Raw genomic sequence first — 26,226 nt, 5'->3', positions numbered from 1 at the left:
CGTTTGTATGGGGCTGTTGCCTCAGGCCCGGCACCTTGAATTCGGCTTGCGGGTTTTCCCTTTGTGTGCGGCGCAGCAAACCCGAGCAGGCGCTCGTTTCGGCTATACACCCGTATCTCCGTTTTGTGTGTCCAAATGAACTCGAAAGATCCTGCCATGGTCGTCGCCGCGCCGCCATCCACCCCGCGCCCCCACGAACGCATCTGGCCCAAGCGCCTGCCCCGGGCGATGGTCGTGCCGACCACGTCGATGTATTTCAACCTCGAGGTGTCGGCCAAGCGCTACCCCAACAAGCCGGCTTATGTGTTTTTCGGCAAGGCGCTGACTTACGGCGAGCTGCACTCGCAGGCCGAAGCCATCGCCGGTTGGCTGCATCGTGTGGGTGTTCAGAAGGGCGACCGCGTCGGCCTGTTCATGCAGAACTGCCCGCAGTTCGTTGCGGCGTACTACGGCATCTTGCGTGCGAACGCGGTGGTCGTGCCCGTCAACCCGATGAACAAGGCCGACGAACTGCACCACTACATCACCGACCCGCAGGCGCGTGTGTTCATCACCACTGCCGACCTGGCCGGCGTGCTGTCCGAAGCAAATGGCGGCGTGCCCGAGGCCGAACGTGTGAAGCACGTGCTCGTGACGCGCTTCACCGACGCCATGCCCGAAGGCGCGATCGACCCGGCCGACGCCCCGCCCCCGGCCATCGAAGCCTGGCTGCGCCTGGACCCGCCGCTGCCGCAACCTGCCGGCACGGGCTTCGTGCGCTGGACGGACGTGCTCGCGCAAAAGCTGACCCCGCCGGCGCAGAACGTCGGCCCCGAAGACATGGCCGTGCTGCCCTACACCTCGGGCACCACCGGCAACCCCAAGGGCTGCATGCACACGCACGGCACCATCATGTCCAACACCGTGGGCATTCAGTGGGCGCATGGCGGCCCCGAGGCCGTGGGCCTGGGCGTGGTGCCGATGTTCCACATCACCGGGATGATCGGCCTCGTGTGCGCCGCCGTGTACGCCGGCAGCACCGTCGTGCTGCTGCCGCGCTGGGACCGCGAACTCGCCGGCCGCCTGATCTCGCGCTACCGCGCGACGCACTGGACGTGCATCCCGACGATGATCATCGACCTCTTCGGCAGCCCCAACTACCAGAGCTTCGACCTGAGCAGCCTGAAGTCGATCAACGGCGGCGGGGCCTCGATGCCGGCGGCCATCGCCCAGCGGCTGCACGAGCAATACGGCCTGACCTTCGCCGAGGGCTACGGCCTGACCGAAACCGCGGCCGCCACGCACGGCAACCCGCCCGAGCGGGCCAAGCCGCAGTGCCTGGGCATTCCGGTGTTCGGGGTTGATTCGCGGGTGGTCGATCCGGCCACGTTGAAAGAGCTGCCGCCGGGCGAAGTGGGCGAAATCATCACCCACGGCCCGATGCTCTTCAAAGGCTACTGGAACTGCCCCGAAGCGACCGCCGAGGCCTTCGTCGAGTTCGAGGGCAAGCGCTTCTTCCGCACCGGTGACCTGGGCCGCATGGACGAGGAAGGCTACTTCTTCATCACCGACCGCCTGAAGCGCATGATCAACGCCAGCGGTTTCAAGGTGTGGCCGGCGGAGGTCGAGATGCTGCTGTACAAGCACCCGGCCGTCCAAGAGGCCTGCATCATCGCCGCCAAGGACGCCTACCGCGGCGAAACCGTCAAGGCGGTGATCGTGCTGCGCACCGAGGCCAAGGGCAAGACGACCGACAAGGACATCACCGACTGGGCCAAAGAGCACATGGCCGCCTACAAGGTGCCGAAGATCGTGCAGTTCGTCGATGCATTGCCCAAGTCGGCCTCGGGCAAGGTGATGTGGCGCCAGCTGCAAGAGCAAGAGAACGGCTGATCTCTCGGCGCGACGCCGCGACTTCGACCACGGGCCTTCGGGCCCGTTTTTCATGGTTGCGCAGGCAGCTGCCCATGGCGCCGGCCGGACCGGCGCCGGGCTTTTCACGCGCCATCCCGAGAATCACGGTTGACACACCTGCGCGACTGAGGCATCAAGGCGGTCTGTGCCCACTCCGAGGGCAGGCGGTCTCACCGACATGCGGCAATCGATTCGCGGGTGGTTGGAGGGCTGGCGGCGCCGCAGCGGCGAGGGCACACCCTCGCGCCGGGCGCGGCGCACGGCCTTGCGCTGGGCGTCGATCTACGGAGGGCTGGCGAGCCTGTGGATCTTGCTGTCCGACACGGTGCTGCACACCCTGGTGCGCGACCCCGACGCGGCGGCCCGCGCCCAGCAATTCAAGGGCCTCGGCTTCGTCGCCGCCACGGGCGTGCTGGTCTACGTGGCCGTGCTGCGCACTGCGCGCCGGCTGCACGCACAGAAGGCGCAGATCGAGCGCCAGCACGCGATGCAGGCGCAGATCGAAAGCCGCTGGAAGCACCTGATCGGCAACCTCGACGATGTGGCGTGGTTCGGCAGCGCCAACGGTGAGCGTGCCCTGTACGTCAGCGACGCGGCGCACCGCGTCTTCGGCCGCTCGCCGCAAGAGTTCATCGACGACCCCAAGCTGTGGTGGTCGCTCGTCCACCCCGACGACGTCGAGGCGGTGCGCGAGGGACTGCGCCGCCTGCACGCCGTGGGCATCAAGGAAAACGAATACCGCATGCGCCACAGCGATGGCCGCTGGCTCTGGATCCGCGACCGGGCCTCGGTGCTGCGCGACGCGCAGGGCGAGGTGATCGGCGTCGGCGGCATCTCGGAAGACGTCACCGAGCGACGCCAGTCTCAGACGGCGTTGCGCTTGCGCGAGATGCAGCTCGCCGACATCGTCGACACGGCGATGGACGCGATCATCACCATCGACGCCCACCAGCGCATCGTGTTCTTCAACCGCGCGGCCGAGCAGGTGTTCGGGGTCGATGCGCACGTTGCCATCGGCGCATCGATGGAGCGCTTCATTCCCGAGCGTCTGCGCGCCGCCCATGCGGCGCACGTGCAGGCCTTCGCCGACTCGCCGGCCACGCAGCGCCTGATGGGCGTTCGGCCATCGCTGACCGGCCTGCGCAGCAACGGCGAAGAGTTTCCGATCGAGGCATCGATCTCGAAGCTCGTCACCGAACAGGGCGTGTTGATGACGGTGCTGCTGCGCGACGTGAGTGCCTTGCGCGCCGCCGAGGCCGCGCGCGACGCACAGGCGGCGGCCGAAGCGGCCAGCCGCGCCAAGACCGAGTTTCTGTCGCGCATGAGCCACGAACTGCGCACGCCGCTGAACGCGGTGCTCGGCTTCTCGCAACTGCTCGAAAGCTCGGAAGACGAGCCGCTCACGCCGGCGCAGCGCGCGCAGGTCGGCCACATCCACCAGGCGGGCTGGCATTTGCTGGCTTTGATCAACGACGTGCTTGACGTGTCGCGCATCGAGGCCGGGCAATTGCAGGTGCATCCCGAGCGGGTGCCGCTCGTGGGCCTGCTCGCCGAGGTGCGCCGCATGTGCGAAGGGCTGGCCGAGTCGCACGGCGTGCGCCAACGGCCGCTGGCGTCCGACACGCCGACCTTGCTGGCCAGCGCTGACCGCACGCGGCTGCGCCAGGTGATGCTCAACCTCGTGTCGAACGGCATCAAGTACAACCGGCGCGGCGGCGAAGTGGCGGTGCACCTCGTGCGCGAGGCCGGCTGCGTGGGCTTCGTGGTCGAAGACAACGGCCTGGGCATGACCCCCGCGCAGATGGACCACCTGTTCGAGCCCTTCAACCGCCTCGGGCGCGAGCACGGCACGGTCGAAGGCACCGGCATCGGCCTGACGCTGACGCGTGAACTGGTGCACCTGATGAACGGGCGCATCCGAGTGGACAGCGAGCCGCGCACCGGCACCCGCGTGACCGTGCTGCTGCCCGATGCCGAGGCCGCGCCGCCCGAGTCGCCCTGGCCCCTGGACGTGCCGGTGCCCGGGGCGGGCCTGCTGGTCGATCCCGAGCCGGCGCCCGAAGGCCTGGTGCTCTACATCGAAGACAACCCGGTGAACGTGCTGGTCGTGCAGGAGGTGCTGGCCCAGTGGCCGGGCCTGCGCATGGTGGCGGCTGACGACGGGCAGAGCGGCATTGCGCAGGCGCGCCGCCTGCAGCCCGACCTGGTGCTGCTCGACATGCGTCTGCCCGACATGGACGGCGAGGCCGTGCTGCGGGCCTTGCGCGGCGACCCGGCCACGCAGGGGCTGACGGTGGTGGCGCTGTCGGCCAGCGCGATGGCCGAAGACGTGGCCTCGGCCTGCCAAGCGGGCGCGCAGGAATACTGGACCAAGCCGCTCGACTTCAAGCGCTTTGCCGCCGACGTGCGGCGGCTGCTCTCGGTGGCGCAGCGCGAGCCCGACGCGGTCTCGCCCTGATGCGTCCGGTGCCGGGCTCGGCCTTCTAGAAGGTTTCCCAGTCTTCGGACGAGGCTGTGGTGGCCGCCACCGCCGGTGCGGCTTTCGGGGCCGCAGCGACCGGGGCCGGCGCCGCGACCGGGTCGGGCCGTTCGGCCGGACTGTGGGTGCGGGTCGGCTTGACGCTGACGACGGGCTCGGAGCGGCCGGCCGTGGCCGGGCGGGGCACCGGCGCGGCCTTCGCCTGCGGCGCCGCGACGTGCTCGACGCCCTTCACCGCGGCCGTGCGAAACACCGCCACGGCGCTCACCAGTTGCTGGGCCTGCACCTTGAGACTCTCGGCCGCTGCGGCCGACTCTTCGACCAAGGCCGCGTTCTGCTGCGTGGCGCGGTCCATTTGTGCGACGGCATCCGTCACCTGGCCCACGCCCTGACTCTGCTCGCCGCTGGCCGAGCTGATCTCGCCCATGATGTCGGTCACGCGCTGAATGGCCGAGACCACCTCTTGCATGGTCTGCCCGGCCTGATCGACCAGGTGGCTGCCCTGGTCCACCCGCTCGACGCTGGCCGAGATGAGCGACTTGATCTCTTTGGCCGCATCGGCGCTGCGCTGGGCCAGCGCACGCACCTCGCCGGCCACCACCGCGAAGCCGCGGCCCTGCTCGCCGGCGCGGGCGGCTTCGACGGCCGCGTTCAGCGCGAGGATGTTGGTCTGGAAGGCGATGCCGTCGATGACGCCGATGATGTCCACGATGCGCTTGGAGCTGTCGTTGATGCCCTTCATCGTCTCGACCACCTGGCCCACCACCTCGCCGCCGCGGATGGCGACCGTCGAGGCGCTCATCGCCAATTGGTTGCCGGCCCGGGCGTTGTCGGCGTTGTGCCGCACGGTGGCCGACAGCTCTTCCATCGAGGCCGAGGTCTGCTGCAGCGCGCTGGCCTGTTGTTCGGTGCGTGCGCTCAGGTCGAAGTTGCCCTTCGAGATTTCGGCCGACGCGGTGGCCACGCATTCGGCGTTCTGGCGCACGCTGTCCACGATGCCGGCCAGCCGGTCACGCATCGTGGCCAGCGCTTCCAGCAATTGCGAGGCTTCGTCGCGCCGCTTCGTGTGGGGGATGTCCACCAGCAGGTTGCCAGCCGCGACCTCGGCCGCGCAGCTGAGCGCGTGGCGGATGGGCCGCACGATGGCGCGTGTGGTGAGCGCTGCCAGCACGAGGCCGAGCGCGATGGCCGCCACCGCGCCGAGCGCGAGGCTCCACAGGCCCATGCGGGCGTCCGTCACTGTGGCCGCCTGGCTCGCGGCGAGGCGCTCGTCCATGTAGGTGTCGAGCTTGTCGAGCGTGGCGAGGTAGCGCGTGGCCAGCGGGCGCAACTCAGCGTCGAGCAGCGCGGCCACGTCTTCACCGGCCTTCTTGCGCTTCATCAGGCCGGCGCGTGTGACGCGGTACTTCTCGCGTGCAGCGGCGATGTCACCCATCAGCGCGCGGCCCGCGTCTTCGGTCACCAGCGCTTCGAGCGCCTTTTGCTTGCTGCTGAGCTGCGCCGAGGTGGCGTCCATCTCGTCGCCGAGCTGGGCCAGGTGCGTGGGGTCGCTGCTGCGCAGGGCGGCGGCGGTTCGCACCCAGTTGAGCTGGATGCCGGCCGTCCACGACTGCGCGAGCGTGCGGCGCTCCAACTCGACCGTGGCCAGGTGGTCGGCCGATTGTTTGAGGCGCTGCACCTGCGCCATGCCCACCAGCGCCATGCACGCGGTGATCAACAAGATGAGTGCGAAGGCGGCGACGAGGCGCTGGCCGACGCGAAGGCGATTGATCCACATCAAGAACTCTCCAGTCCAGCCCACTGTGCTCAAGGTTGTGGCAGGGGCTGTCCGGGTTTTCGGACTGGAGTTCGAGCCCTTGAGTGGGTGAAAGCGGGTAAACCCCGCCCAGTTCAAGCGATGGGCCCGCGCGGCGTGGGCCGCGCCCGGGTCTCAGAAGCGGGAGCCAGGCTCGCGCAGAAAGGCCAGCTCTTCGGCGGTGGACGCGCGCCCCAGCACCTCGTTGCGGTGAGGAAAGCGACCGAAGCGGCGGATCACGTCGCGGTGGCGCAGCGCGTAGTCAAGCATGCCGGCCAGCGCCGGGGCTTCGGCGGTGAGCACGTCGAAGAGCCGCACTGATTCGTCTTGCAGGCCGGCGTCTTCGGCGTGCTCGAAGGGCAGGTAGGCGAAGGCGCGTTCAAAGGGGCTGAGCTGTGCGTCGTGCCCGCTGGCCACGAGCCCTTGCGCCAGAGCCAGCGCGAGCGGGTCGCCCGAGAAGGCGCGCGGCGTGTCCCGAAAGCTGTTGCGGGTGAACTGGTCGAGCAGCACGATCAGCGCGAGCGTGCCGCGCGGCGTGGCGTCCCAGTCGTTGAGTTGCTCGCGCAGCGCCAGTTCGACCAGGTCGCCGAAGCGGTCGGCAATGGCGCGGTCGGTGTCGGCGCTCTTGACGAACCACAGGTCGCGGAACTGCCCGTGCTGCGGGTCGCCGGGCGCGCCGAACCAGAAGTCGAGCACGGCCTGGGCATCGGTGGGCAGCGGGGCCGGGTTAGCTTCGAGACTGGTCATGGGTCGGTGTTTGTCTGAAGGTCAGGCCTCGCGGCCGAGCTGCTGCCACAGGTAGGCGAATTCGAGCGCCTGCAGGTGCGCGCGCTGTTCGTTGTCGGCCGCCCCGGCGTGGCCGCCTTCGGTGTTTTCGTAGTACAGCACCGGGTGGCCTTGTTCGAGCAGCCGGGCGGCCATCTTGCGCGCATGCGCGGGGTGCACGCGGTCGTCGCGGGTCGATGTGGTCAGCAGCACCTTGGGATAGCGCACGCCGGCACGCAGGTTGTGGTACGGGCTGTAGCGGCGGATCACGTCCCACTCGTCGGGCACGTCGGGGTCGCCGTACTCGGCCATCCACGAGGCCCCGGCGAGCAGCGTGTGGTAGCGGCGCATGTCGAGCAGCGGCACCTGGCACACGACGGCGTTGACCAGGTCGGGGCGCTGCGTGAGCAGGGCGCCCACGAGCAGCCCGCCGTTGCTGCCGCCGATGACGCCCAGGTGGCGCGGCGAGGTGATGCGGCGTGCGATGAGGTCTTCGGCCACGGCGATGAAATCGTCGTAGCTGCGTTGCTTGTGTGCCTTGACGGCGGCCTGGTGCCAGGTGGGGCCGTACTCGCCGCCGCCGCGGATGTTGGCCACCACGAGCACGCCGCCACGCTCGTACCACGCACGGCCGAAGCCGCCCGAGTACCAGGGGTTGAGCGCGATCTCGAAGCCGCCATAGCCGTAGAGCATGGTCGGGTTGCGGCCATCGGCCACGGCGTCTTTCGGCCACACCACGAAGTAGGGCACGCGGGTGCCGTCTTTCGACGTGGCGAAGTGCTGCTCGGTGCGCATGCCGCTGGCGTCGAACTGGCCCCGGCGGGTCTTGAGCAGCTCGCGCTCGTCGCTGGCGGTGGTCGCCAAGGCCAGCGAGTCGGGCGTGATGAAGTCGGTGTAGCTGAGCAGGTAGTGCTCGGCCAGCGGGTCGTCGGCCAGCAGCGGGTCGTGCAAGCCGCTCGCGCCGAGGCTGCCGGGAAGGGGCGCCTGCACCGCGCGGCAGCTGAAACCGCTGGGTGTCTTGCGGCAGAGTTCGAGCTTGTTGGCGACGTTGTCCATCACGTTGAGCAGCACGTGGTCGCGTGTGAAGCTGTAGCCGTCGAGCGAGCGTGTCGGCGTGGGCGTGAAGACGGCCGTGGCATGACGCTCGCCACGCATCCAGGCCTCGGCGTCGGTGGCGAGCAGCGCGCCGCTGGGCCAGGTGGTGTCGCCGAGCGGCAGGTCGCTGCGCAGGTGCAACAGCATCGTGTCGCGAAAGAAGCTGGGCGAGGCGTCGCTCGGGATGTCGAGCTTGACCAGCCGCTCGCCGCCGCCGCTGCCTTGCAGCAGGAAGACCTCGTTGTTGTAGAAGTCGGTCGCGCGGCTGAACAGCGTGCGCTCGTAGCCGGGCGTCATGTCCACCGACACGCCGACCGACACGTCTTCGGCCTGGCCTTCGAACACCGTCACCGCCTCGGCCAGCGGGGTGCCGCGACGCCAGCGCTTGAGCACACGCGGGTAGCCCGAGTCGGTCATCGAGCCGGGGCCGAAATCGGTGCCCACGTACAGCGTGTCGGCGTCGATCCATTCGACATCGGTCTTGGCTTCGGGCAAGAAGAAGCCGCCTTCGATGAAGCGCTTTTCAACGCAGTCGAACTCGCGCATCACCTTGGCGTCGGCGCCGCCGCGCGACAACGCCAGCAGCGCGTGCCGGTACTCGGGGCCGAGCACGATGGCACCGCCCCAGGTCCAGTTCTCGCCTTCGGCTTCGGCCAGGGCGTCGAGGTCGAGCACAGTTTCCCAGTCGGGCTCGGGGTGGCGATATTGCGCCAGCGTCGTGCGCCGCCACAGGCCGCGCTTGTGCTGGTCGTCTTGCCAGAAGTTGTAGAGCCAGTCGCCGCGCCGTGCGATGTTGGGAATGCGGTCTTGCGCGTTCAGCACGTCGAGCATGGCCGCGCGGATCGGCGCGTACTCGGGGCGCGCCTTCAGCTCGGCTTCGGTGATGGCGTTGCGCTCGCGCACCCAGGCGAGGGCTGCATCGCCCAGCACGTCTTCGAGCCACAGGTGCGGGTCGGCGTCAGTGCCGGTGGGGGCGGGGGAGGTCGTGGTGTCGCTCATCAAGTTCGCAAGGTGAAGCGCGAGACCGCCGCCAACCGGCAGTCGCGCCGCAGAGCCCGCCGGGGCTCAGGCGGCGCGCGCGTGGGTGTCGTGGGTATCGGGGTGGCCCTGAAGGTAGGCCCGCGCGAACGAACACAAGGGGTCCACTTTCAAGCCCTCGGACTGCGCATGGTCGAGCACTGCCGCGATCAGGGCCGACGCGATGCCCCGGCCTTGCAAGGCATCGGGCACGCGGGTGTGCACGATCAGCAACACCCCGTTCGAGAGCTGGTAGTCGGCCACGCTCAACAAGCCATCCACCGTGCATTCGAAGCGCTGCTTCGAGATGTTGTGCTCAACCTGAATCTCTTTTGCTGCCATGCCAACCCTTTGCAGTTCTTGTTGGCGAGCGATTCTGAACCAATCGCCTGAGGCCGACTGTCCCTAAGGCATGCGGCGTGCCTGGGCTTCGGTCCAGGGGGCGTGGCGATCCGTGAGGGCGATCAGGCCGGGTACAGCTTGCGGGGCGTGACCTCGACCGAGCGTTGCCCGTCGCCCACCCACACGGTGCCGTCCTGCACGGTCACCTGCAGTTGCATCGTGCGCTGCGTGAGGGCGGCGAGCGCCTGGCTCTGCTCGGCCTCGATCAGCCACACGTCGAGGTTGCGGGCGCGGGTGATCTTGGTCTGCAGGCCGTTCCACCAGATCGGCGAACTCGCGGTGTAGGTGTAGACCGTGACGCGCTCGGCGCGCGGGCTCGCCTTCATCATGCGTTTGTCGTCGGGCTGGCCCACGTCGATCCAATGCATGATCTGGCCGGTGAGGTCTTTGTGCCAGAGGTCGGGCTCGTCCGTGTCCCACAGGCTCTTGGCGAATTCGAGCGTGCCGTTCTTGTCGTCGGCCGGCACGTTGAGCGCAAACGCCAGCAGCCGGATCATGAGGCGCTCATCGGTCTCTGACGGGTGGCGTGCAATCGTCACGCTGTGGTCGCCATAGACGTTGCGGTCCATGTCGGCGAGCTGCACGTTCGCCTTGTAGATGGTGGCTTTGAGCGCCATGGTGGGGTCAGGGTGGCAAAGCCAAGGATTGGAGCACAGGCGTTGGCCGCGCTTTTCGCAGCTTCCCGCCCGCGAGCGAAAATCACGCTCCGTTTCACGCCGCCGAGCCCCGCCCCATGTCCCTCAAGAAATTCGACCTCGCCAAGAACCTCGCCCTCAAGATCAACGGGCAGATGAAGGCCGCTGGTGTGCCGAACCGCTTCGGCAGTGGTGCCGCGACGGCGATCGACAAGCGCGAGCAGCGCAAGCTCGATGCTGCGGCCGGCCTCGTGCCCTTCGCCTGCAAGCTGCCGCTGACGCTGACCAAGCAACTGCAAGAGCGCGCCGCCCAGCATGAAGGCGGGCTCAACGGCCTGATGGCCGAGCTGGTCGAGAAGGCCCTTGCCGAGAAGGCCGTGGTTCCGAAGAGCCCCGCGAAGAAGGCTGCGGCGCGCAAGACGCCGGCTGAACCGAAGGCTTGAGGGCGGGGTGTCGGTGACTGCTCAGGCGCAGACCTCAGGCGTACACCGTCACCACCTGGTAGCCCAGCGCGGCCAACTGCCCGCTCGGCGACCACAGCCGCGTCACCTGGTTCACGTAGCCCGCCGATGCGGCCAGGGCATCGGTGTCGGCGCGCCACCAGCCCTTGGCGTCCAGCGTTTCATGCAGCGGGCGCAGTTGCAAGTCCCAAGACACTGAACTGGCGGGCGTCGGCTTGGCCAACTGGCTCAGCATCGGGGTGGGCGGCACGTCGGCCAGCAGCACCGTCAGCAACTCGGGCGTCACTGGGGTGTCGGCCGGCTCGCGGTTCATTCGCAGCCAGATGCGGCTGTGCGACATCGAGCCGTTGCTGTACGGCAAGCCCCCTTCGGACCAGCTCGAATCGATGTGCTGCAGAAAGTTGGGGGCCAGCCCGCGCATGAAGGGCAGCTGCAAGCCCGCTTCGGGGCTGCGCGCCACCGCTGGGCGCACCGGCTCGATGGGCGTCAGCACCGATTCTCGGTCGCTGCCGAACACCCCCAGCAGCGTGGCCGCCAACTGACCGGCTTGCCGCACCGTGGCCTGCACCTGCCGCACGTTCTTGCCTTCGCGCAGCGTGTTCACCGCCACCTCGACATCGCCCTCGGCAACCGGGCCGATGAAGCTCGTCTGCAGCGACCGCAGGCTGACCGTGCCCGGCCACTGTGCCGCCGCCACGTCGCGCATGGCCTGCACCGCGAGGGTCGAGATCACCCCGCCAAATGTCGTCCGGCCCTGCAGCCAATCGTCGGTGATCGCGAAGTGCACGGTGCTGCCGTCAATGCGGCGTTCGGCCAGCAACTGGGCCAGGGGCTGGAAGGTGGGCATGGGCGAAACAGAAGACTGGAAGGGCGCAGATTACCCAAATTTGCTAACGATTGGTTTTGGCAATACGGCGAGTCACGGGGGAGGCCGGTCTGATGTGTCCCCCGCGATGTGATGGGGCGCCGTGTTTGCTGGTCCGGGGGCACCCGCTGCCTCCATGTTCTTGCCCAGCGCAACGGCGCACCATCCCAACGGATCGCTCCACCCCGTCGCATTCGGCGCATACGCATAAAGATTCTCCCCACCCATCAACCCGATCGGATCGTGGTTGATGAAGCGGCCGACGTCGGGGTCGTAGTAGCGGAAGGTGTTGTAGTGCAGGCCGGTGGAGTCGTCGGCGTACTGGCCGGGGTAGCGCAGGGGCTGGTCGATGCGGGCGTCGAGGGCGATGTCTTCGCCGCGTTCGACCTTGCCTCACGCGCCGTAGCGGCCGGCCCAGGCGAGTTCGCCGTGTTCGTCGGTGGCTTCGAGTGGGGCGCCGACGAGGTCGGTGTGGAAGTGATAGACGCGTGAGCTGCGTTGCGCGGTCTCGATGGCCGATGCGGCCAGGGCCTCGCCGATCACCGCGTCGATGCGGGCGAGGGGCGTGTAGGCCTCGTCAGGGCTGTAGACATAGCTGCTGACGCCGCCTGCACGCAGCTCTTGCACCATGCGCAGGCCTTGCCAGACAAAGCGGCGCGTCTCTTTGAGCGAGCGGAGTCTCGCGGACTTCGGCTACGGTTAGTTAGAGATGTCGCCCCACGGGTCGTAAACAAAGTCACTGTCGATGGGGATGAATTTCAGTCCTTTTAGTTGTCGAGACAAGCTCATCTTGCGAAATTCTGCGCTTGCTACCAAACCAGCCAGTTCAACGCAATGAAACAGATGGAATTCGTTGGGAATGACGCTAAAACTCTTTATCCAACTGTAGACAGGGGTCTCGGGGAAGAACTTGTCCATCATCGTGGCACCTGTCTCCACAACTTTCTCTTCGCAGAATTCGGACTGATCACGGTTCAGCAGGGCAGCACTTTGGCAAGGCAAGAAAAAAGAGAAGTCGTCGGTGACCTTTCCGCCGACGATCGTAATTCGTAGCGGGACAGCTCTGTGCTTGACCGACAAGTCTCGGCAAAGGTCAAGAAAACTTCTCGAAACGACAGGTGACTTGGGGTCGTAGAAGTCAAACTCGATCTTTTTGACAGCTTTGTCATTCACTGAAAATTCGTAGTTTCTTTTGATCTCGACATCGCAAAGTGAATTGGCATCGAGAACATTCCATTCGAAGTCAGGGTGATTGAATTCGCCGCTGAGATAAGGGGGGAGGCTCCAGCTCTCCCAGTCGTAATCGATGAGATAAAAGTCCTGTTGCTGCGTCATAGAAGTCTTCCGGATATGGCATCGATCGCGTACTTGCCGGCCTCAAGGCCTTCTCTAGCCATGTTCTGAATTCGACCAACCCCAAGGGCCAGTTGCGTGTCACTCAATTGCCCCCTGCCAAACAGCGTCGCTAGCTTGTCCAGTTCTTTCTGGACTGCGGAGGTGTACTGAGAGTGGTTGCTCCAGTGTCCTGGCATGCCGGTTTGTTGAGCAAGTTTTTGGCTTCCAGGCAAGAAGATTCCGTTGGAGGCCCCATCACCGTCAAATCCCATGCTCTTCAATCGCTGGAACATGCTGGCGTACCTTGGGTGCTTCAACAGTTCCTCAGGAATCAGGTGATGGTTTGCCATCCCATCGCCCGTGCGTGCCCCCATGTTCTTGCCCAAGGCCGTTGAGCACCACCCCAACGGATCGCTCCACCCCGTCGCATTCGGCGCATACGCATAAAGATTCTCCCCACCCATCAACCCGATGGGGTCGTGGTTGATGAATCGGCCGACATCGGGGTCGTAGTAGCGGAAGGTGTTGTAGTGCAGGCCGGTGGAGTCGTCGGCGTACTGGCCGGGGTAGCGCAGGGGCTGGTCGATGCGGGCGTCGAGGGCGATGTCTTCGCCGCGTTCGACCTTGCCCCACGCGCCGTAGCGGCCGGCCCAGGCGAGTTCGCCGTGTTCGTCGGTGGCTTCGAGTGGGGCGCCGACGAGGTCGGTGTGGAAGTGATAGACGCGTGAGCTGCGTTGCGCGGTCTCGATGGCCGATGCGGCCAGGGCCTCGCCGATCACCGCGTCGATGCGGGCGAGGGGCGTGTAGGCCGCGTCAGGGCTGTAGACATAGCTGCTGACGCCGCCTGCGCGCAGCTCTTGCACCATGCGCAGGCCTTGCCAGACAAAGCGGCGTGTCTCTTCAAACGGGGTGGCGTCTTGCACGCCTTGCTGCACATCGGTCTTGGCGATGCGCCGGCCGAGCGCGTCGTACTGAAAACGCGTCTCGACCGTCCCGCGGCCGCTCTCGGTCTTGACGGCCATGAGCCGGTCCTCGGCGTCGAAGACGAAGTGCTGCGTCTGCTGCGAGCCCTTGCGCTTGGTGGCGAGGTTGCCCCAGGGGTCGTAGTCGAAGCGCAGGTCTTGCCACATGCGCAGGCGGTTGTCCTGCACCTGGCCCTGGCTCTTGCGCTGGATGTCGTCGAGCAGGTTGCCGGCGGCGTCCCAGGCGAATTGTTCTCGGCTGCCGTCGAGCTGGCGGGTCTGCGTGAGCAGTTGGCCGGCGGGGTCGTACCGGTAGTCGATCTCGCCGCGCACGTTGTCGGCCTGCTGGGCCAGCTCGCCCTGCGGGCTGTAGCGCCAGGTGCGCCACAGGCGGCCCTGGCCGGGGCCGAGCGGGCCTTGCGGCATGCCGGCCGACTGCCACATCTTGCGGCCCAGCGCGTCGTAGGCGGTGCGCTGGCTCAGGCCGCCTTGTGTGCGCATGACCTCGCGGTGCAGATCGTCGCGCTCGATGTCGCTGATGACGCGCGTGCCGCTGCGAATCTGGTGGACGTGGCCGCTGCCGTAGCTCAGCCAGTCGAGCCGCTGGCCGTGGGGCAGGGCCAGGCCGCGCAGCTGGTCGAGTTCGTCCAGCTCGTAGTGCACGCTGCCGTTGGCGCCGTGCTCGGCCAGCAGGCGGCCGGCCTTGTCGTAGTCGAAGGCCAGGGTGTCGGGTGTGACGCCGAGGGCCGCGCCTGCGTCGCTGGGCACGCGCTGGGCTTGCGTCAGGCGGTCGGCTGCGTCCCACGTGAAGGTGGTCAGTGCGGTGTCGCTCGCGCGTGCGAGAAGCCGGCCGGCCTTGTCGCGCTCGAACGTGGTGATGCGCTCGGGCGGCGCCTCGCCGGCAGGTGCGCTGCCCAGGGTGCGGATGCTGACGAGCTCGCCGGCCGCGTTGTAGGCCAGGTGGCGCTGCACGCCGTCGGGCCGCGTCTCGTGCACGAGGCGGTCGCCCGCATCGTGGCTGAAGCGGTAGGTCGCACCGTTGTCGCTGGCCAGCGCGACCAGGCGGCCGCGTGGGTCGTAGTGGTAGTGCAGGGTGCGCTGCGCCGGGTCGATGGCGTGCAGCACCTGCCCGCGTGCGTTGCGCACCCATCGACGTGGGGCGTTGCCCGTGCTCTGCACTTCGACGGGCAGGCCGGCGTCGTCGTAGGCGATGGTCTCGGTGCTGCCGTCGGGGCGCTCAATGAGCACCGGCTCGCCGGTGCGGCGGCGCTGGTAGCGCACGCGCTCGCCGAGGGCGTTTTCGATGGCGACGAGCTGGCCGTCGGCGTCATACGTGTAGTGCGTGGTCTTGCCCGAGCAGTCGGTGCTGGCGAGCAGCAGGCCGCGCCGGTGCCAGTGCATCTCGCGACGGCCGCCGCGTGCGTCGATGTGCGCCAGCGGCCACGGTGTCAGGCCTTCGGCGTACTCGAAACGCTCCGTGCGGCCCAGTGGGTCGGTGGTCTTGAGCAGTCGGCCTTGCAGGTCGTAGTCGGCCAACCAGCGGGCACCGTCAGGCGTGGTGACTTCGGCCACGCGCAGGCCGTCGCCCTGGTAGCGCGTCTTGGTGCTGCGGCCGAGCGGGTCGGTCTCTTCGACGATGCGGCCGGCTTCGTCGTAGGCGAGCTTCACCGTGCGGGCGCCGGGCAGGCGCAGCTCCACCGGCAGGCCGCCCGCGTTGTACTTGGTGCGGTACTTCGCGCCGTCGAAGTCCACACACTCGACGACTTGGAAGTGCTCGTCGTACACCCAGCTCGCGCGGCGGCCGAGTTCGTCGGTGGCGACCGTGCTGCGGTTGGCCAGGTCGTAGGCGAACTCGGTGCGTTCGCCGCTGCTGGTTTCGCACGCCTGCACGCGCGACTGGCCTTCGACATCGGCCCACGCGTAGCGGCACTCGAAGCCGAGCGCGTTGGTGTGGCTGACCATGCGGTGCTGCGCGTCGTAAGCAAACTGGCGCACCACGGTGCCGTTGGCGTCGGTCACCGAGATCAAACGCCCAAGGGTGTCGTAGCCATAGCTCACGAGTGCGCCGCGCGTGCCGCCCTCGATGCATTCGATGCTGGTCAGTCGCCCCAGCAAATGGATGTGATGGGCACGCAGCACCTGCCCGCCGCTGGTGCGAATCAATTGCAATTGCCCGCGTGTGGTCCACGCATAGCTTTGCCATTGGCCGCTCTGGTCTTCGATGCGCTGCAGGCGCGCGGGCTCGGTGGCGTCGGCGTTGAGCCGGCCGAAGTCGAGGTAGGTCTCGTTGAGGTCGGTCACCACGTAGCGCCCGTCGTGCAGGCAGGCGAGACGCCGCTGTTCGGTGTTGCTGAACGAGACCTGCCCGGGCGTGAGCAGCGGAAAGCCGCTCTCGCGCCCTTGCGCGTCGGTGAACCACAGCTGCCCGTCGCGGCGTTGCAGCGTCTGCTCCCAGGGCATCACCCAGCCGGGGCCGAGCGCGCCTTCGCGCGTGAGGTTGCTCGCGTAGAAGCGGCTGATGACCACCGGGATGGGGCTTGCCACCACGAAGTCGGTTTCTTCTTCGGCCAGCAGCAATTTGCGGCCCGTGGTGGCTTCGACCGGCTGGCCGACCAGCGCCCCGTAGGCGCGGGTCACGGTCGGGGCGACGACGTAGCGGCCCACGGCCTCGCCGATCACGAAGCCACCGATGAACTTGGCGGCGCAGGGCAGCACCGCGCGCGACAGCCCGCCCGCCACGCGCACCAGGCCCGCAAGCCCGCCCGCCAGGCCGGCCAGTGCGAAAGCCCAATCGACCGTGGTGCGCAGCCACGCGGGCACCTCGTCGTCCACCGGCAGGTAGCGCACGGTGCCGCCGCCGACGAAGACGTTGTTCGAGCCGCCGTCGATCTTGGCGCCGCAGGTGATCGCATCGCCTTTGCGCGCGGCCGGCAGGCTGTTGTAGAAGACGTTCGACGAGCCCTCGGCCACCATCGGCACCGGCGGGTGCTTGTCGCAGGTCACGGTGCTGGCCGTGGCATACGCCGCCGGCTTGCGGTTGACAAAGACATTGGGCGAGCCAAGCGTGATCGCCCCGGCAGGCGACGAGAACATGCTGCCTATCTTCTCGCTCAGGCCCAGGATGAGGCTCGCGCCCACGCCGGCCACCAAGCCCGCGAGCAAGGCCACGCCGAAGCCGCAGGTGAAGGTGGCGAAGGCCACCGCAGCGATCAGCGCGATGCCGATCACCGCCCCGGCGATGAAGCCCGCCAGCGCGCTGGTGTGCGCGATCGGGTCCGAGAGACGCGCCGCCTCGTACATGCTCAGGCCTCGCCGCTGGCCGCTTCGGCGTCAGGTGTCGCGCCTTCTTCGGCATCGCGCTCTGCGGGCACGGCAGGCGGTGGCGGCCGGTACGCATCGAGCCATTCGCGCCACAGCGTTTCGGTCTCGATGGTGAAGGCGCGCGGGCTCGACGCGGTGAAGATCAGCGCCCGGCGCGGTGCCACCAGAAACGCCGCCTGGCGCTGGTGGATCGTGCGGTTGCCGTTCTTGTACGACGCGTCGATGCGCTCGCCGGCCAGTGCCGAGCCACCGTCGCGGCCCAGCCGCTCGGCGCTGCGCGCGCGCAGCTTGTGGCCCGGCAGCCGGCCCTTCAGCAGCGCGAGCTGGCGGTCGATGTAGGCGGGCAGTTCTTCGCCGTCCTTCAGCCAGTCGCGCGCGATGCTGAGGTTGGGCATGGCCTCGGTGTCGCCGGGCACGAAGACGTTGCTCGTGCGGTCTTCGAAGCCTTCGGGCAATTCGATGCTGCCTTCATGAAAGTGCACGCGGGCGCTGGCTTGCTGGGGGGTGCTCATCGGTCAGAACGCTTCATCAGGGGTTGATGTCCACCTTGCCCGAGCCCTTGACCGTGACCTGCACGCCCTCGATGAGGATGGACCCGTCCTGGCTCATGTGGATCTTGCTGGCGCCCACCTCGAGCACGATGTCGGTCTTGGCCTTGATGTGCACGTACTGCGTCTCGGCGGCGAGTTCGAGCGAGGTGTGCGCGACGTTGCGGATGTGCTCGGTCTGCGACTGCACCTCGATGGCCTTCTTCACCGTCGTGGCCTGCATGCCGGTGGTCACGGCGATGGTCTGCTGCGGCCCTTGCACCACGGTCGAGTGGTTGTTCAGCACCGTGGTGACCATGTCCTTCTGCGAGAAGATGTTGATGAGCTCTTTGCCCGCCTGGTCGTGGATCACCATCTCGCAGTGGCCGCCGCCGCCCGGCGTCGAACGCGTCTGGATGCCCGTCTGGTGCGCCGCCGCCGGGAAACCCCAGGCCGGCAGGTTGTTCTCGTTGTAGACGCAGCCCGTGATGAGCGGCCGGTCGGGGTTGCCATCGAGAAAGCTCACGATGACCTCTTGCCCCACGCGCGGGATGCCCACGAAGCCGTAGCCGTTGCCTGTCCACGCCGACGACACGCGGATCCACGCCGACGATTTTTCGTCGTAGGCGCCGACGCGGTCCCAGTGAAATTGCACCTTCACGCGGCCGTACTTGTCGGTGTGCAGCTCTTCGCCCTTGGGGCCGACGACGATGGCTGTCTGCGGGCCGTGCACCTTGGGCGTTCGGCTGTTGAAGCCCCGGCCCGGCCGCCATGGGATCTTTCGGCGGATGCAGGTCAGTGTGTTGGCATAGCTCGACTGGATGCCGGCAAGGTAGTTGTTCGTCGCGCGGTGGCTGACGTTGACCACCAGAAATTCGTTGTTGCCCGCCGCGTCGGCCGCCGCGCCCGGGTCGAGCAGCGCGTCGTCGAAGTGCCCGGTCAGCCGAAACCAGCGGCGCGGCGCGGCATAGCGGTCGCAGCCGTTGGCCTCGAAGTGCTTGCCGCGCGCTTCGATCTCTTCCATGCGCCGGCGCACCAGCGCGTCGCCGGCCGCAGCGTCTTTGAAGCCGTAGGCGCCAGCGTATTCGTAGACCTCCAGGCCGAGCACGTCGCCCTGCTGGTTGACGGTGGGCACCTCGGCGACCACCGGGCGCGGGCTCTTGTAGTCGAAGCTCGAAAACGCAACCCGCGTGGGCATGATGCGGCGCACCGGCGTCCACTCGGCGATGCCGTCTTCATCGACCGAGCCGGCCTCGCTCTGCCAAGGGATCTCGGGGCTGCCGTCGATGGGCTCGGCGTCGAGCGAGTCGTCGCTGATCATCAGCGTGTGGCCGTCGGCGCGGTGTTCCCACCAGTAGTGCCAGCCGAGTTCTTCCCAGCGGCGGTGCAGGTAGTTGTAGTCGCTCTCGTCGAACTGGCAGGCGTGCGGCATGGGCTCGTCGGCGCCCTTGATCTTGATCTTCCAGTCGGCCACGCTGTCGTAGTCGCGCAAGACCTCTTCGGTCTGCATCTTCACGCTCTGGCCGCAGAAGAGGTAGTTGTCCTGCCGCAGCTGCAGGTAGGTGAGCCAGGGCTTGAGCACCATCAGGTAGAAGGCAAAGCCGCCATCGGTGCGCACGAGCCGAAACTCGAACACGTAGCCGTTGAAGTAGCGCTTGTCTTGTCCATCGCGCTGCATCTCGATGGTGACCATCTTGCCCTGCATGTCTTTGAGCGCGATGCGGGCGTCGTCGGACAGCAGCTCGACCTCGAAGTGGAAGTCGCGTGACAGGCCTTCGGTGCCGGTCAGGCTGTTGGGCAGCAGGCGGGCCTTGGGGCCGTCGTCGTGCGGAAAAGCGATCCGCAGAAATCGGTGGTGCTGCGGCGCGTCGAAGAGCGCGCGCAGGGCGTCTTGGGCATCGGCCATGTTGGTCATGGGTTCGTCCTGGCTGGTGTCTGTTCAGGGCGCGACGGGGTCATCGGTGGCTTTCGAGTTCGCTGCGTGCAAAGACATGCGCGGTCGGGCCGTTGCCCACCTGCAGCCCCTGCGCCGACCACGTGATCGCGCCCCAACGGGCCACCGCGTCCTGGTCGTCTTGGGCGGTGCCGAGCGTGCGCGTCGCATGGGTGTAGGCCCCGTCGGGGCCGCCGCGAGCGATGCGCACCGACAGCTTCACATCGACCTGACCGTCGGCGCGCGGCTCGTAGTACACGTAGGCGCCGTAGAGCGCCCGGCCGTACTTGCCATCGCCCCAGCTCACCGCGACCAGGCGCTCCAGCTGGTCCGAGCGCTCGCGCAGCCAGCCGAGGCGCTGCAGGTGCAGGTACAGCAAGCCGGTGGCGATGAGCGCGAGCCCCGCGGCGAGTGCCAGCGCGAGGGGCTTCGTTGAGCGGAGAGAGGTCATTGGAAGAGGGCGTCCAGGGGCGAACCCTTCGGGGGCCGAACGCCGAGCTCGGCTTCCCACTCGACCTGCTGGCGGCTCAGCCCGCGCACGTCGTACTCGCGTGCATAGCAGCGGCGGTGCAGCTCTTGCAGCAGGTCGTCCTTGACCTTGAGGTGGTCGGTGAGTGGCGTGGTCTTGTTGCCGTCCCAGTTGTAGCGGTCGAAGAAGTGAAATTCGAAGTCGAGCCGGTAACGCCGCAGCCTGCTGTTGCTCTTGCCCTCGCTCTTGCCGGGGTGGGCTTGCACGTGCACCTTGCCTTGTCCCCAGAACACGTAGCCGCCGATCGCATAGAAGAGGTGCGGCTCGTCGGTCACCCGGAAATAGCCCCCGCTTGTCTTGGCCGAGGTGATGGCGTGCAGGCCGGGGTCCAGCGTTTCGGCGAAGCGTCGCGCCAGCTGCAGTTCGGCGTCGTGGTGCTGGCGCAGCCTGTGCGACTTGGCCATCAGCGCACCCATGTTGAGCTGCAGGTCGCGGCCGGAGTTGCCCAGGTAGTGGCGCATGTGGGCCACGGCCTCGGGACCGACCTTCAGCTCGACCGCCTGCAGGTCCATCGCCAAGGTGATCGCGCGCTTGTAGGCGCTGTATTCGAAGGTCGCCGGGGCCGAGCACCAGGGACCGGAACCTTTGTCTGGAGTGAGCGTGGGGGGCTGATCGCCAAGCACGTAATCGGGCATGGTTGTTGTCCGTCATCGCCTGCGCGGTGGCGTGCGCCTGCGCCGCGCAAAGGCGCAGGGGTAGGCAGCTGATCAGTCTAGATTCACCCTGTGACGAATGCGCTTAACCCCCCACTTTGCAAGTGTTTCAATCGGTGAGAGCCGGCGCTTGCCGCGGCCCAAAGCCTTGCGGCGGGCTGCGCTCAGACGGCGCTCCTAGAATGAAATTTCACTTGGCCCCCGGAGCGCGCGATGAAGCCAGTCCCGAGCAACCCGCTGCTGTCGCCCTGGGACGCCCCCCATGGCCTGCCGCCTTTCGCGCAGCTGCGCGCTGAACACTTCGCCCCGGCTTTCGAGCAGGCCCTGGCCGAACACCTGGCCGAGATCGACGCCATCGCCAACCACCCGGCGCCGCCGGGCTTCGACAACACGCTGGCTGCGCTCGACCGCAGCGGGCGGCTGCTCGCGCGCATCGAAAACGTGTTCTGGAACCTCGCGTCGAGCGAGACCTCGCCCGAGCTGCAGGCCGTCGAACGTGAGATGGCTCCGCGGCTGGCGGCGCATGGCAACGCGGTGTTCCTCAACGAGCCGCTGTTTCGTCGCATCGACGCCCTGCATGCGCAGCGCCAGGCGCTGGGCCTGCGCCCTGAAGACCTGCGACTGCTGGAGCGCACCCACCTCGACTTTGTGCGGGCCGGCGCGCGCCTGCCCGCTGCCGCGCGGCAACGCTATGCGCAGATCGTCGAACGCCTGGCCGAGCTGACGACCTGCTTCTCGCAGAACGTGCTGGCCGACGAAGCCGGCAACCCGCTGGTGCTGCGCGACGAGGCCGAGCTGGCCGGCCTGCCGGCCTTCGCGCGCGACGCGGCGCGGCAGGCCGCCCGCGAACGCGGCATCGACGGTGCCTGGGTCGTCACGCTGTCGCGCTCGCACATCGTGCCCTTCCTGACCTTCTCTGACCGGCGCGACCTGCGCGAGCAGGCCTGGCGCGCCTGGGTGTCGCGCGGCGAACATGCCGGGGCGCACGACAACCGCCCCGTGGCGCGCGAGATCCTTCAGCTGCGGCAAGAACAGGCCCGCCTGCACGGCGAGGCGAGCTATGCCGACTACGCGCTGGCCGACACCATGGCCGGCTCGCAGCACGCCGTGAACCAGCTGCTGCTGCAGGTGTGGGAGCCGGCCAAGCGCTGCGTCGAACGCGACCGCACGCTGCTGCTCGACGTGGCGAGCGAGCTGCCCGGCGCGCCCACGCACATCGAAGACTGGGATTGGCGCTACTACGCCGAGAAGGTGCGCCAGCGCCGCTACGACCTCGACGAAGCCGAGCTGAAGCCCTACTTCGCGCTCGACGGCATGGTGGCCGCGCTGTTCGACTGCGCGCAGCGCCTGTTCGGCCTGCGCTTCACCGCACGCGACGACGTGGCCCTGTACCACCCCGACGTCAAGGCGTACGAGGTGCACGACGGCGACCCGCGCGAGGGCGCCTCGCTGGTCGGCGTGTTCTTGCACGACAACTTCGCGCGCCCCAGCAAGCGCAGCGGCGCGTGGATGGGCACCTACCGCCAGCAGACGCGCAACCCCGGCGACGGCTCGACCGGCCGCGTCGTGCCCATCGTCGTCAACAACAACAACTTCGCCAAGGCGGCGCCGGGCGAGCCCACCTTGCTGAGCTTCGACGACGCGCAGACGCTCTTCCACGAGTTCGGCCATGCGCTGCACGGGCTGCTGTCGGACGTGACCTACCAGCGTCTGGCCGGCACCAACGTGCTGCGCGACTTCGTCGAGCTGCCCTCGCAGCTGTTCGAGCACTGGCTGGCCGAGCCGCAGGTGCTCAAGCGGCACGCGCGCCACCACCGCAGCGGCGAGCCCATGCCCGATGCGCTGATCGACAAGCTGCAGGCCGCACGGCGCTTCAACCAGGCCTACGAGACGCTGCGATACACGGCCTCGGCCCTGGTGGACATGGCCGCGCACGCATGCCCCGACGGCGTGGACGACATCTGCGCCTTCGAAGCCGACACGCTGCGGCGCCTGGGCCTGCCGCCCGGCATCGGCATGAACCACCGGCTGGTGCATTTCCAGCACCTGTTCTCAGGCTCCGGCTACGCGGCGGGCTATTACGTGTACCTGTGGGCCGAAGTGCTCGACGCCGACGGTTACGACGCTTTCACCGAAACCGGCGACCCGTTCAACCGCGAGGTGGCGCAGCGCCTGCGCCAGCACATCTACTCGGCGGGCGACAGCCGCGAGCCGCGCGAGGCCTACCGCGCGTTTCGCGGGCGCGATGCGCAGGTGCAGCCCATGCTGCGTGAACGCGGGCTGCTGGCCGAGGCGTGAACGGCGCCCCGCCGCTGGTGAGGGTCAGGCAGCCCCGGCGTCTTCGCGCAGCGGAAACAGGCGGTCCAGCGCCGCGAGGAAGTTGGCGAAGTTGATCGGCTTGGTCCAGTAGTCGCTGAACCCCGCCTCGGTGGCGCGTGCGATGTCATCGGGCATTGCGTTGGCCGACAGCGCGATGCACGGGATGCTGGCCGTCTCGGGCTGCGCACGCAGGCGCGCCAGCACCTCGAAGCCGTGGATGTCGGGCAACTGCATGTCTACGAGGATCAGGTCGGGCCGGGTCGCGGCGGCACGCGCCACGCCTTCTTCGCCGTTGACCGCCGACTCGATCTGCAGGCCGGCGTGGGTGCGCACCAGTTCTTCGACCAGCAGCACGTTGACCGGGTTGTCTTCGATGTAGAGCAGCCGGCCGTGCCGCGCCGGGCGGGGCTTGGCGGGAGGGGCCGCCGCGGGGGGGCTCGACGCCGAGGCCGGTGGGGTGGTCGGCGTCTGGCCCAGGTCCGCGCCGTCGCGGGGCAGCCGCACCTCGAAGCACGAGCCGACGCCGGCGGCGCTCTCGACCCACACCGAGCCGCCCATGCGCTCGACCAGCGCCTTCACCACGGCCAAGCCGATGCCTGCGCCTTCGATGCCTTCGCGCTCGACGCCGAGCCGGTTGAAGGGCTCGAAGAGGTGCAGCATCTGCTGCTGGGTCATGCCCCGGCCGGTGTCTTTCACGCGCAGCACGACTTCGCCGTCCACGCTGCGGGCCGACACGCCCACCAGGCCGTTCGGGCGGTTGTACTTGACGGCATTGCTGAGCAGGTTGATGAGCACCTGCCGCGTGCGGATGCGGTCGACCTGCACCACCGCGTGGATGGGCTCGGCCTGCAGCTGCACGCGCGCGGCACGCGCGGCCGGCTCGACCAGCGCCATCGCCTCTTTCAGCACCTCGGCCAGTGGCACCGCCTGCAGGTCCAGCTTGAGCTGGCCGCTTTCGAGGCTCGACAGGTCGAGCACGTCGTTGATGAGCGACAGCAGGTGCTCGCCCGCCGACTGGATGTGCCGCAGCTTGCCCAGCGCGTCTTCGTCGGCCATCGCCGGGTCGAGCTGCAGCAGTTGCGCAAAGCCCAGCACCGCGTTGAGCGGCGTGCGCAGCTCGTGGCTCATGCGCGCGAGGAACTCAGACTTGGCCTGGCTCTCGCGCTGCGCGATGAGCTTGTCCTGCCGTTCGGCCTCGGCGGTGACGCGCTCGTGCACGTCCCAGTTGACGCCGATCTGACGCACCACGCGTCCAGCGTCGTCGCAGATGGGCAGCGAGCGCGAGGCCAGCCAGCGGTAGCCGCCATCGGGCATGCGCACGCGAAACTCGTAGGTGCACGTCTTGCGCTCGCGCACCGCCTCTTCGTTGATCCGCAGGATGCGCGCGAGGTCGTCCGGATGGGCCAGCTCGTAGCGCAAGTCGTCGGGACTGTTGCTGCCATCGGGCAAGAGGCCGCGCAGCACGTACATCTGCTGGTCCCACAGCACGGTGTCGTTCAGGACGTCGCGCTCCCACGTGCCGATGCCTGCCCCATGCGCCGCCAGTGCGATGCGCTCGTTGGCCTGGCGCAATGCGGCTTCGGTGCGCACGCGCTCGGTCACGTCGATGGTGATGCCGAATAGCACCGATTCACCGTCGCGCTTCTCATGGCGCGCGCGGTTGACCAGCCAGCGCACTTCGCCATCCGGTCGAACGATGCGGTACTCGTGCTCGACCGTCGTGTCTTCAGTGGCGCGCAACTCGGCGTGCGCCGTGCGCATGCGCTCGCGGTCGTCGGGGTGGATGATCTTTTCGAGCCACTCCTGGCGCGTCGGCACGCCGCTCGTCGGCGGGCGGCCGATCATCTCGAACATCTGTGCGTTCCACTCGCCGCGGTGGCTGTTCGGGTCGCGGCTCCAGATGCCCAGGCCGGCGGCGGCGGCGGCCACTTCGAGCCGCTTGGCCAGTTCTTGCGCGCGGCGTGTCTTCTCGACCTGTGCGGTCACGTCCAGCGCCACGCCGACGAATTCGATCGGCTCGCCGTCGGCGTTGCGTCGCACCACGCGACGCGTCAACACGTAGCGGTAGCTGCCGTCCGCTCGCAGGTAACGGGCCTCCATGTCCACCGGACGGTCCGACTGCAAGGACTCGTTGGCCGCGGCGATCACCTTGGGCAGGTCGTCGGGGTGGATCAGCGCACGCACCTCGTCGAGCATCATGCCCTCGGGCCGAGGCGTCACGCCGATGACCTCGAAGGCCTTGTCGTTGTAGTGCAGGCGGTCGGTCTTGAGGTCGTGCCGCCAGATCGCGATGTTGCCCAACTCGACCGCCAGCTTGAGCTGGGCACTGGTCTTGTTGAACGACTCGGCCATCTCGTAGACCTCGGTGTCGTCCACCATCACGCCGGTCAGGTGATTGGGCGTGCCATCGGGGCCGTTTTTCACTTCCCACTGGGCGTGCACGTGCCGCAACTGGCCGTTAGGCAGCGAGATGCGGTAGCGCTTCGAATACTTGCCCGCCTTCTGCGCCGACGCGCGATACAGCTCGCCGGGGCGGTCGTCGGGGTGGATGCGCTTGACCACCTCGGCGAAGTCGGGCGTGCCCAGCTTGGGGTCGAAGCCCCACATGCGAAACATGTGGGGGTCCCAGAACCCCTGGCCCAGGGGCAAATCGCGTTCCCAGACGCCGAGCCGCCCGAAGTCTTGTGCCGATTCGAGGCGCTCGACGGCCTGGGTCTTCTCGGCGCGCAGGCGGTGCAGCTCGGTGGTGTCCTGCATGGCCCACAGCCAGTGGGCGGCTGCGGCACGCTGCGATTCGTGCAGCGGCTTCAGGCTGGCCCGGGCCAAGCGCGCGGCGCCGCTGCCGTCGTGCCAGGGCAGCTCGGGCAGTTCCAGCGGCTCGTCGCCCGTGAGCGCCTGCGTCAGCTGCTGCCAAGCGGGCGCGGTGCTGTCGTGCACGCCCAGCGCCAGGGCCAGCGGTCGGCCGCACACCGTGCTGGCGCGATAGCCGCTGGCTTGCTCGAACCCCGCGTTGACCCACACGACGACGCCGTGCGCATCGAGCAGGGCCAGCAGATCCGATGAGGCGTTGAGCAAGGCCGACCACGCGCCCGTGGGCGGTGGAGGTGGCGAGGGACGGCGTGTCGCCATGAGGTGCGTTGGGGGTGTTCTGCCAGGCAGTCTAGCGGCGGGCCAGCCCGCGTCTACCCCGTGCGGGCCCTGTCTTGCGGGGCAGTGTCAGAAGCTGTCGGTCATTGCTCA

At 68.0% G+C, this 26,226-nt stretch carries 17 protein-coding genes and 1 pseudogene; 4 read left to right on the top strand and 14 right to left on the bottom strand.

Annotated features, from left to right (window positions below; translation table 11 throughout):
- The first annotated feature begins 135 nt into the window (after window positions 1-135).
- Together AC1KAT_RS02850 and AC1KAT_RS02845 are read left to right on the top strand one after the other, a co-directional pair.
- On the top strand, window positions 136-1,872 hold the full coding sequence (locus AC1KAT_RS02850; RefSeq protein ID WP_480322575.1) for a long-chain fatty acid--CoA ligase: 1,737 nt from the start codon (window positions 136-138) through the stop codon (window positions 1,870-1,872).
- A gap of 199 nt (window positions 1,873-2,071) precedes the next feature.
- On the top strand, window positions 2,072-4,351 hold the full coding sequence (locus AC1KAT_RS02845) for a PAS domain-containing hybrid sensor histidine kinase/response regulator (RefSeq protein ID WP_480322573.1): 2,280 nt from the start codon (window positions 2,072-2,074) through the stop codon (window positions 4,349-4,351).
- 25 nt (window positions 4,352-4,376) lie between these two features.
- Here AC1KAT_RS02845 and AC1KAT_RS02840 read toward each other — a convergent pair whose 3' ends face one another.
- From AC1KAT_RS02840 to AC1KAT_RS02820, 5 genes are all read right to left on the bottom strand, one after another.
- The gene (locus tag AC1KAT_RS02840; protein ID WP_480322571.1) at window positions 4,377-6,149 is read right to left on the bottom strand and encodes a methyl-accepting chemotaxis protein; all 1,773 of its coding nucleotides are present in this window, start codon (window positions 6,147-6,149) and stop codon (window positions 4,377-4,379) included.
- Window positions 6,150-6,302: 153 nt separating this feature from the next.
- On the bottom strand, window positions 6,303-6,914 hold the full coding sequence (locus AC1KAT_RS02835; protein WP_480322569.1) for a DUF924 family protein: 612 nt from the start codon (window positions 6,912-6,914) through the stop codon (window positions 6,303-6,305).
- A gap of 21 nt (window positions 6,915-6,935) precedes the next feature.
- Window positions 6,936-9,026 carry a prolyl oligopeptidase family serine peptidase gene (locus AC1KAT_RS02830; protein ID WP_480322567.1) on the bottom strand — a complete coding sequence of 697 codons (2,091 nt, stop codon included), beginning with the start codon at window positions 9,024-9,026 and terminating at the stop codon, window positions 6,936-6,938.
- Between the two features lie 66 nt (window positions 9,027-9,092).
- Window positions 9,093-9,386, bottom strand: a complete 294-nt coding sequence (locus AC1KAT_RS02825; protein ID WP_480322565.1) for a GNAT family N-acetyltransferase — start codon at window positions 9,384-9,386, stop codon at window positions 9,093-9,095.
- Between the two features lie 122 nt (window positions 9,387-9,508).
- The gene (locus tag AC1KAT_RS02820; RefSeq protein ID WP_480322563.1) at window positions 9,509-10,063 is read right to left on the bottom strand and encodes a YaeQ family protein; all 555 of its coding nucleotides are present in this window, start codon (window positions 10,061-10,063) and stop codon (window positions 9,509-9,511) included.
- Window positions 10,064-10,179: 116 nt separating this feature from the next.
- Between AC1KAT_RS02820 and AC1KAT_RS02815 the strand changes: the two genes are divergently transcribed.
- On the top strand, window positions 10,180-10,524 hold the full coding sequence (locus AC1KAT_RS02815) for a hypothetical protein (RefSeq protein ID WP_480322561.1): 345 nt from the start codon (window positions 10,180-10,182) through the stop codon (window positions 10,522-10,524).
- A 34-nt stretch (window positions 10,525-10,558) separates the two neighbouring features.
- Here AC1KAT_RS02815 and AC1KAT_RS02810 read toward each other — a convergent pair whose 3' ends face one another.
- The 8 genes and pseudogenes from AC1KAT_RS02810 to AC1KAT_RS02775 form a co-directional block, all read right to left on the bottom strand.
- Window positions 10,559-11,389: an acyl-CoA thioesterase gene (locus AC1KAT_RS02810; RefSeq protein ID WP_480322559.1), complete on the bottom strand. Its 831-nt coding sequence runs from the start codon at window positions 11,387-11,389 to the stop codon at window positions 10,559-10,561.
- Window positions 11,390-11,476: 87 nt separating this feature from the next.
- A pseudogene (locus AC1KAT_RS02805) lies at window positions 11,477-12,070 on the bottom strand (RHS repeat-associated core domain-containing protein); the annotation flags it as partial.
- Window positions 12,071-12,106: 36 nt separating this feature from the next.
- Complete coding sequence (locus tag AC1KAT_RS02800) at window positions 12,107-12,742, bottom strand: hypothetical protein (RefSeq protein WP_480322557.1); 636 nt, start codon at window positions 12,740-12,742, stop codon at window positions 12,107-12,109.
- Entirely contained in the window at window positions 12,739-17,004 is a 4,266-nt protein-coding gene (locus AC1KAT_RS02795; RefSeq protein ID WP_480322555.1) for an RHS repeat-associated core domain-containing protein, read from the bottom strand. The genes AC1KAT_RS02800 and AC1KAT_RS02795 overlap by 4 nt, the downstream gene beginning before the upstream one ends.
- Window positions 17,005-17,006: 2 nt before the next feature.
- Window positions 17,007-17,537, bottom strand: coding sequence for a DUF1795 domain-containing protein (locus AC1KAT_RS02790; protein ID WP_480322553.1), 531 nt, complete (start codon window positions 17,535-17,537; stop codon window positions 17,007-17,009).
- A gap of 16 nt (window positions 17,538-17,553) precedes the next feature.
- Entirely contained in the window at window positions 17,554-19,467 is a 1,914-nt protein-coding gene (locus AC1KAT_RS02785; protein WP_480322551.1) for a type VI secretion system Vgr family protein, read from the bottom strand.
- 40 nt (window positions 19,468-19,507) lie between these two features.
- The gene (locus AC1KAT_RS02780; RefSeq protein WP_480322549.1) at window positions 19,508-19,936 is read right to left on the bottom strand and encodes a hypothetical protein; all 429 of its coding nucleotides are present in this window, start codon (window positions 19,934-19,936) and stop codon (window positions 19,508-19,510) included.
- On the bottom strand, window positions 19,933-20,649 hold the full coding sequence (locus AC1KAT_RS02775) for a hypothetical protein (RefSeq protein ID WP_480322548.1): 717 nt from the start codon (window positions 20,647-20,649) through the stop codon (window positions 19,933-19,935). The genes AC1KAT_RS02780 and AC1KAT_RS02775 overlap by 4 nt, the downstream gene beginning before the upstream one ends.
- 231 nt (window positions 20,650-20,880) lie before the next feature.
- Between AC1KAT_RS02775 and AC1KAT_RS02770 the strand changes: the two genes are divergently transcribed.
- Entirely contained in the window at window positions 20,881-22,965 is a 2,085-nt protein-coding gene (locus AC1KAT_RS02770; protein ID WP_480322546.1) for a M3 family metallopeptidase, read from the top strand.
- A 24-nt stretch (window positions 22,966-22,989) separates the two neighbouring features.
- Here AC1KAT_RS02770 and AC1KAT_RS02765 read toward each other — a convergent pair whose 3' ends face one another.
- Complete coding sequence (locus tag AC1KAT_RS02765) at window positions 22,990-26,115, bottom strand: PAS domain-containing protein (protein ID WP_480322544.1); 3,126 nt, start codon at window positions 26,113-26,115, stop codon at window positions 22,990-22,992.
- Window positions 26,116-26,226: the final 111 nt, after the last annotated feature.

Source organism: Piscinibacter sp. PDB5-1, from assembly GCF_056676035.1.
The sequence above is the reverse complement of the archived record's forward strand: the minus strand, read 5'-3'. Positions and strand labels throughout refer to the sequence as shown.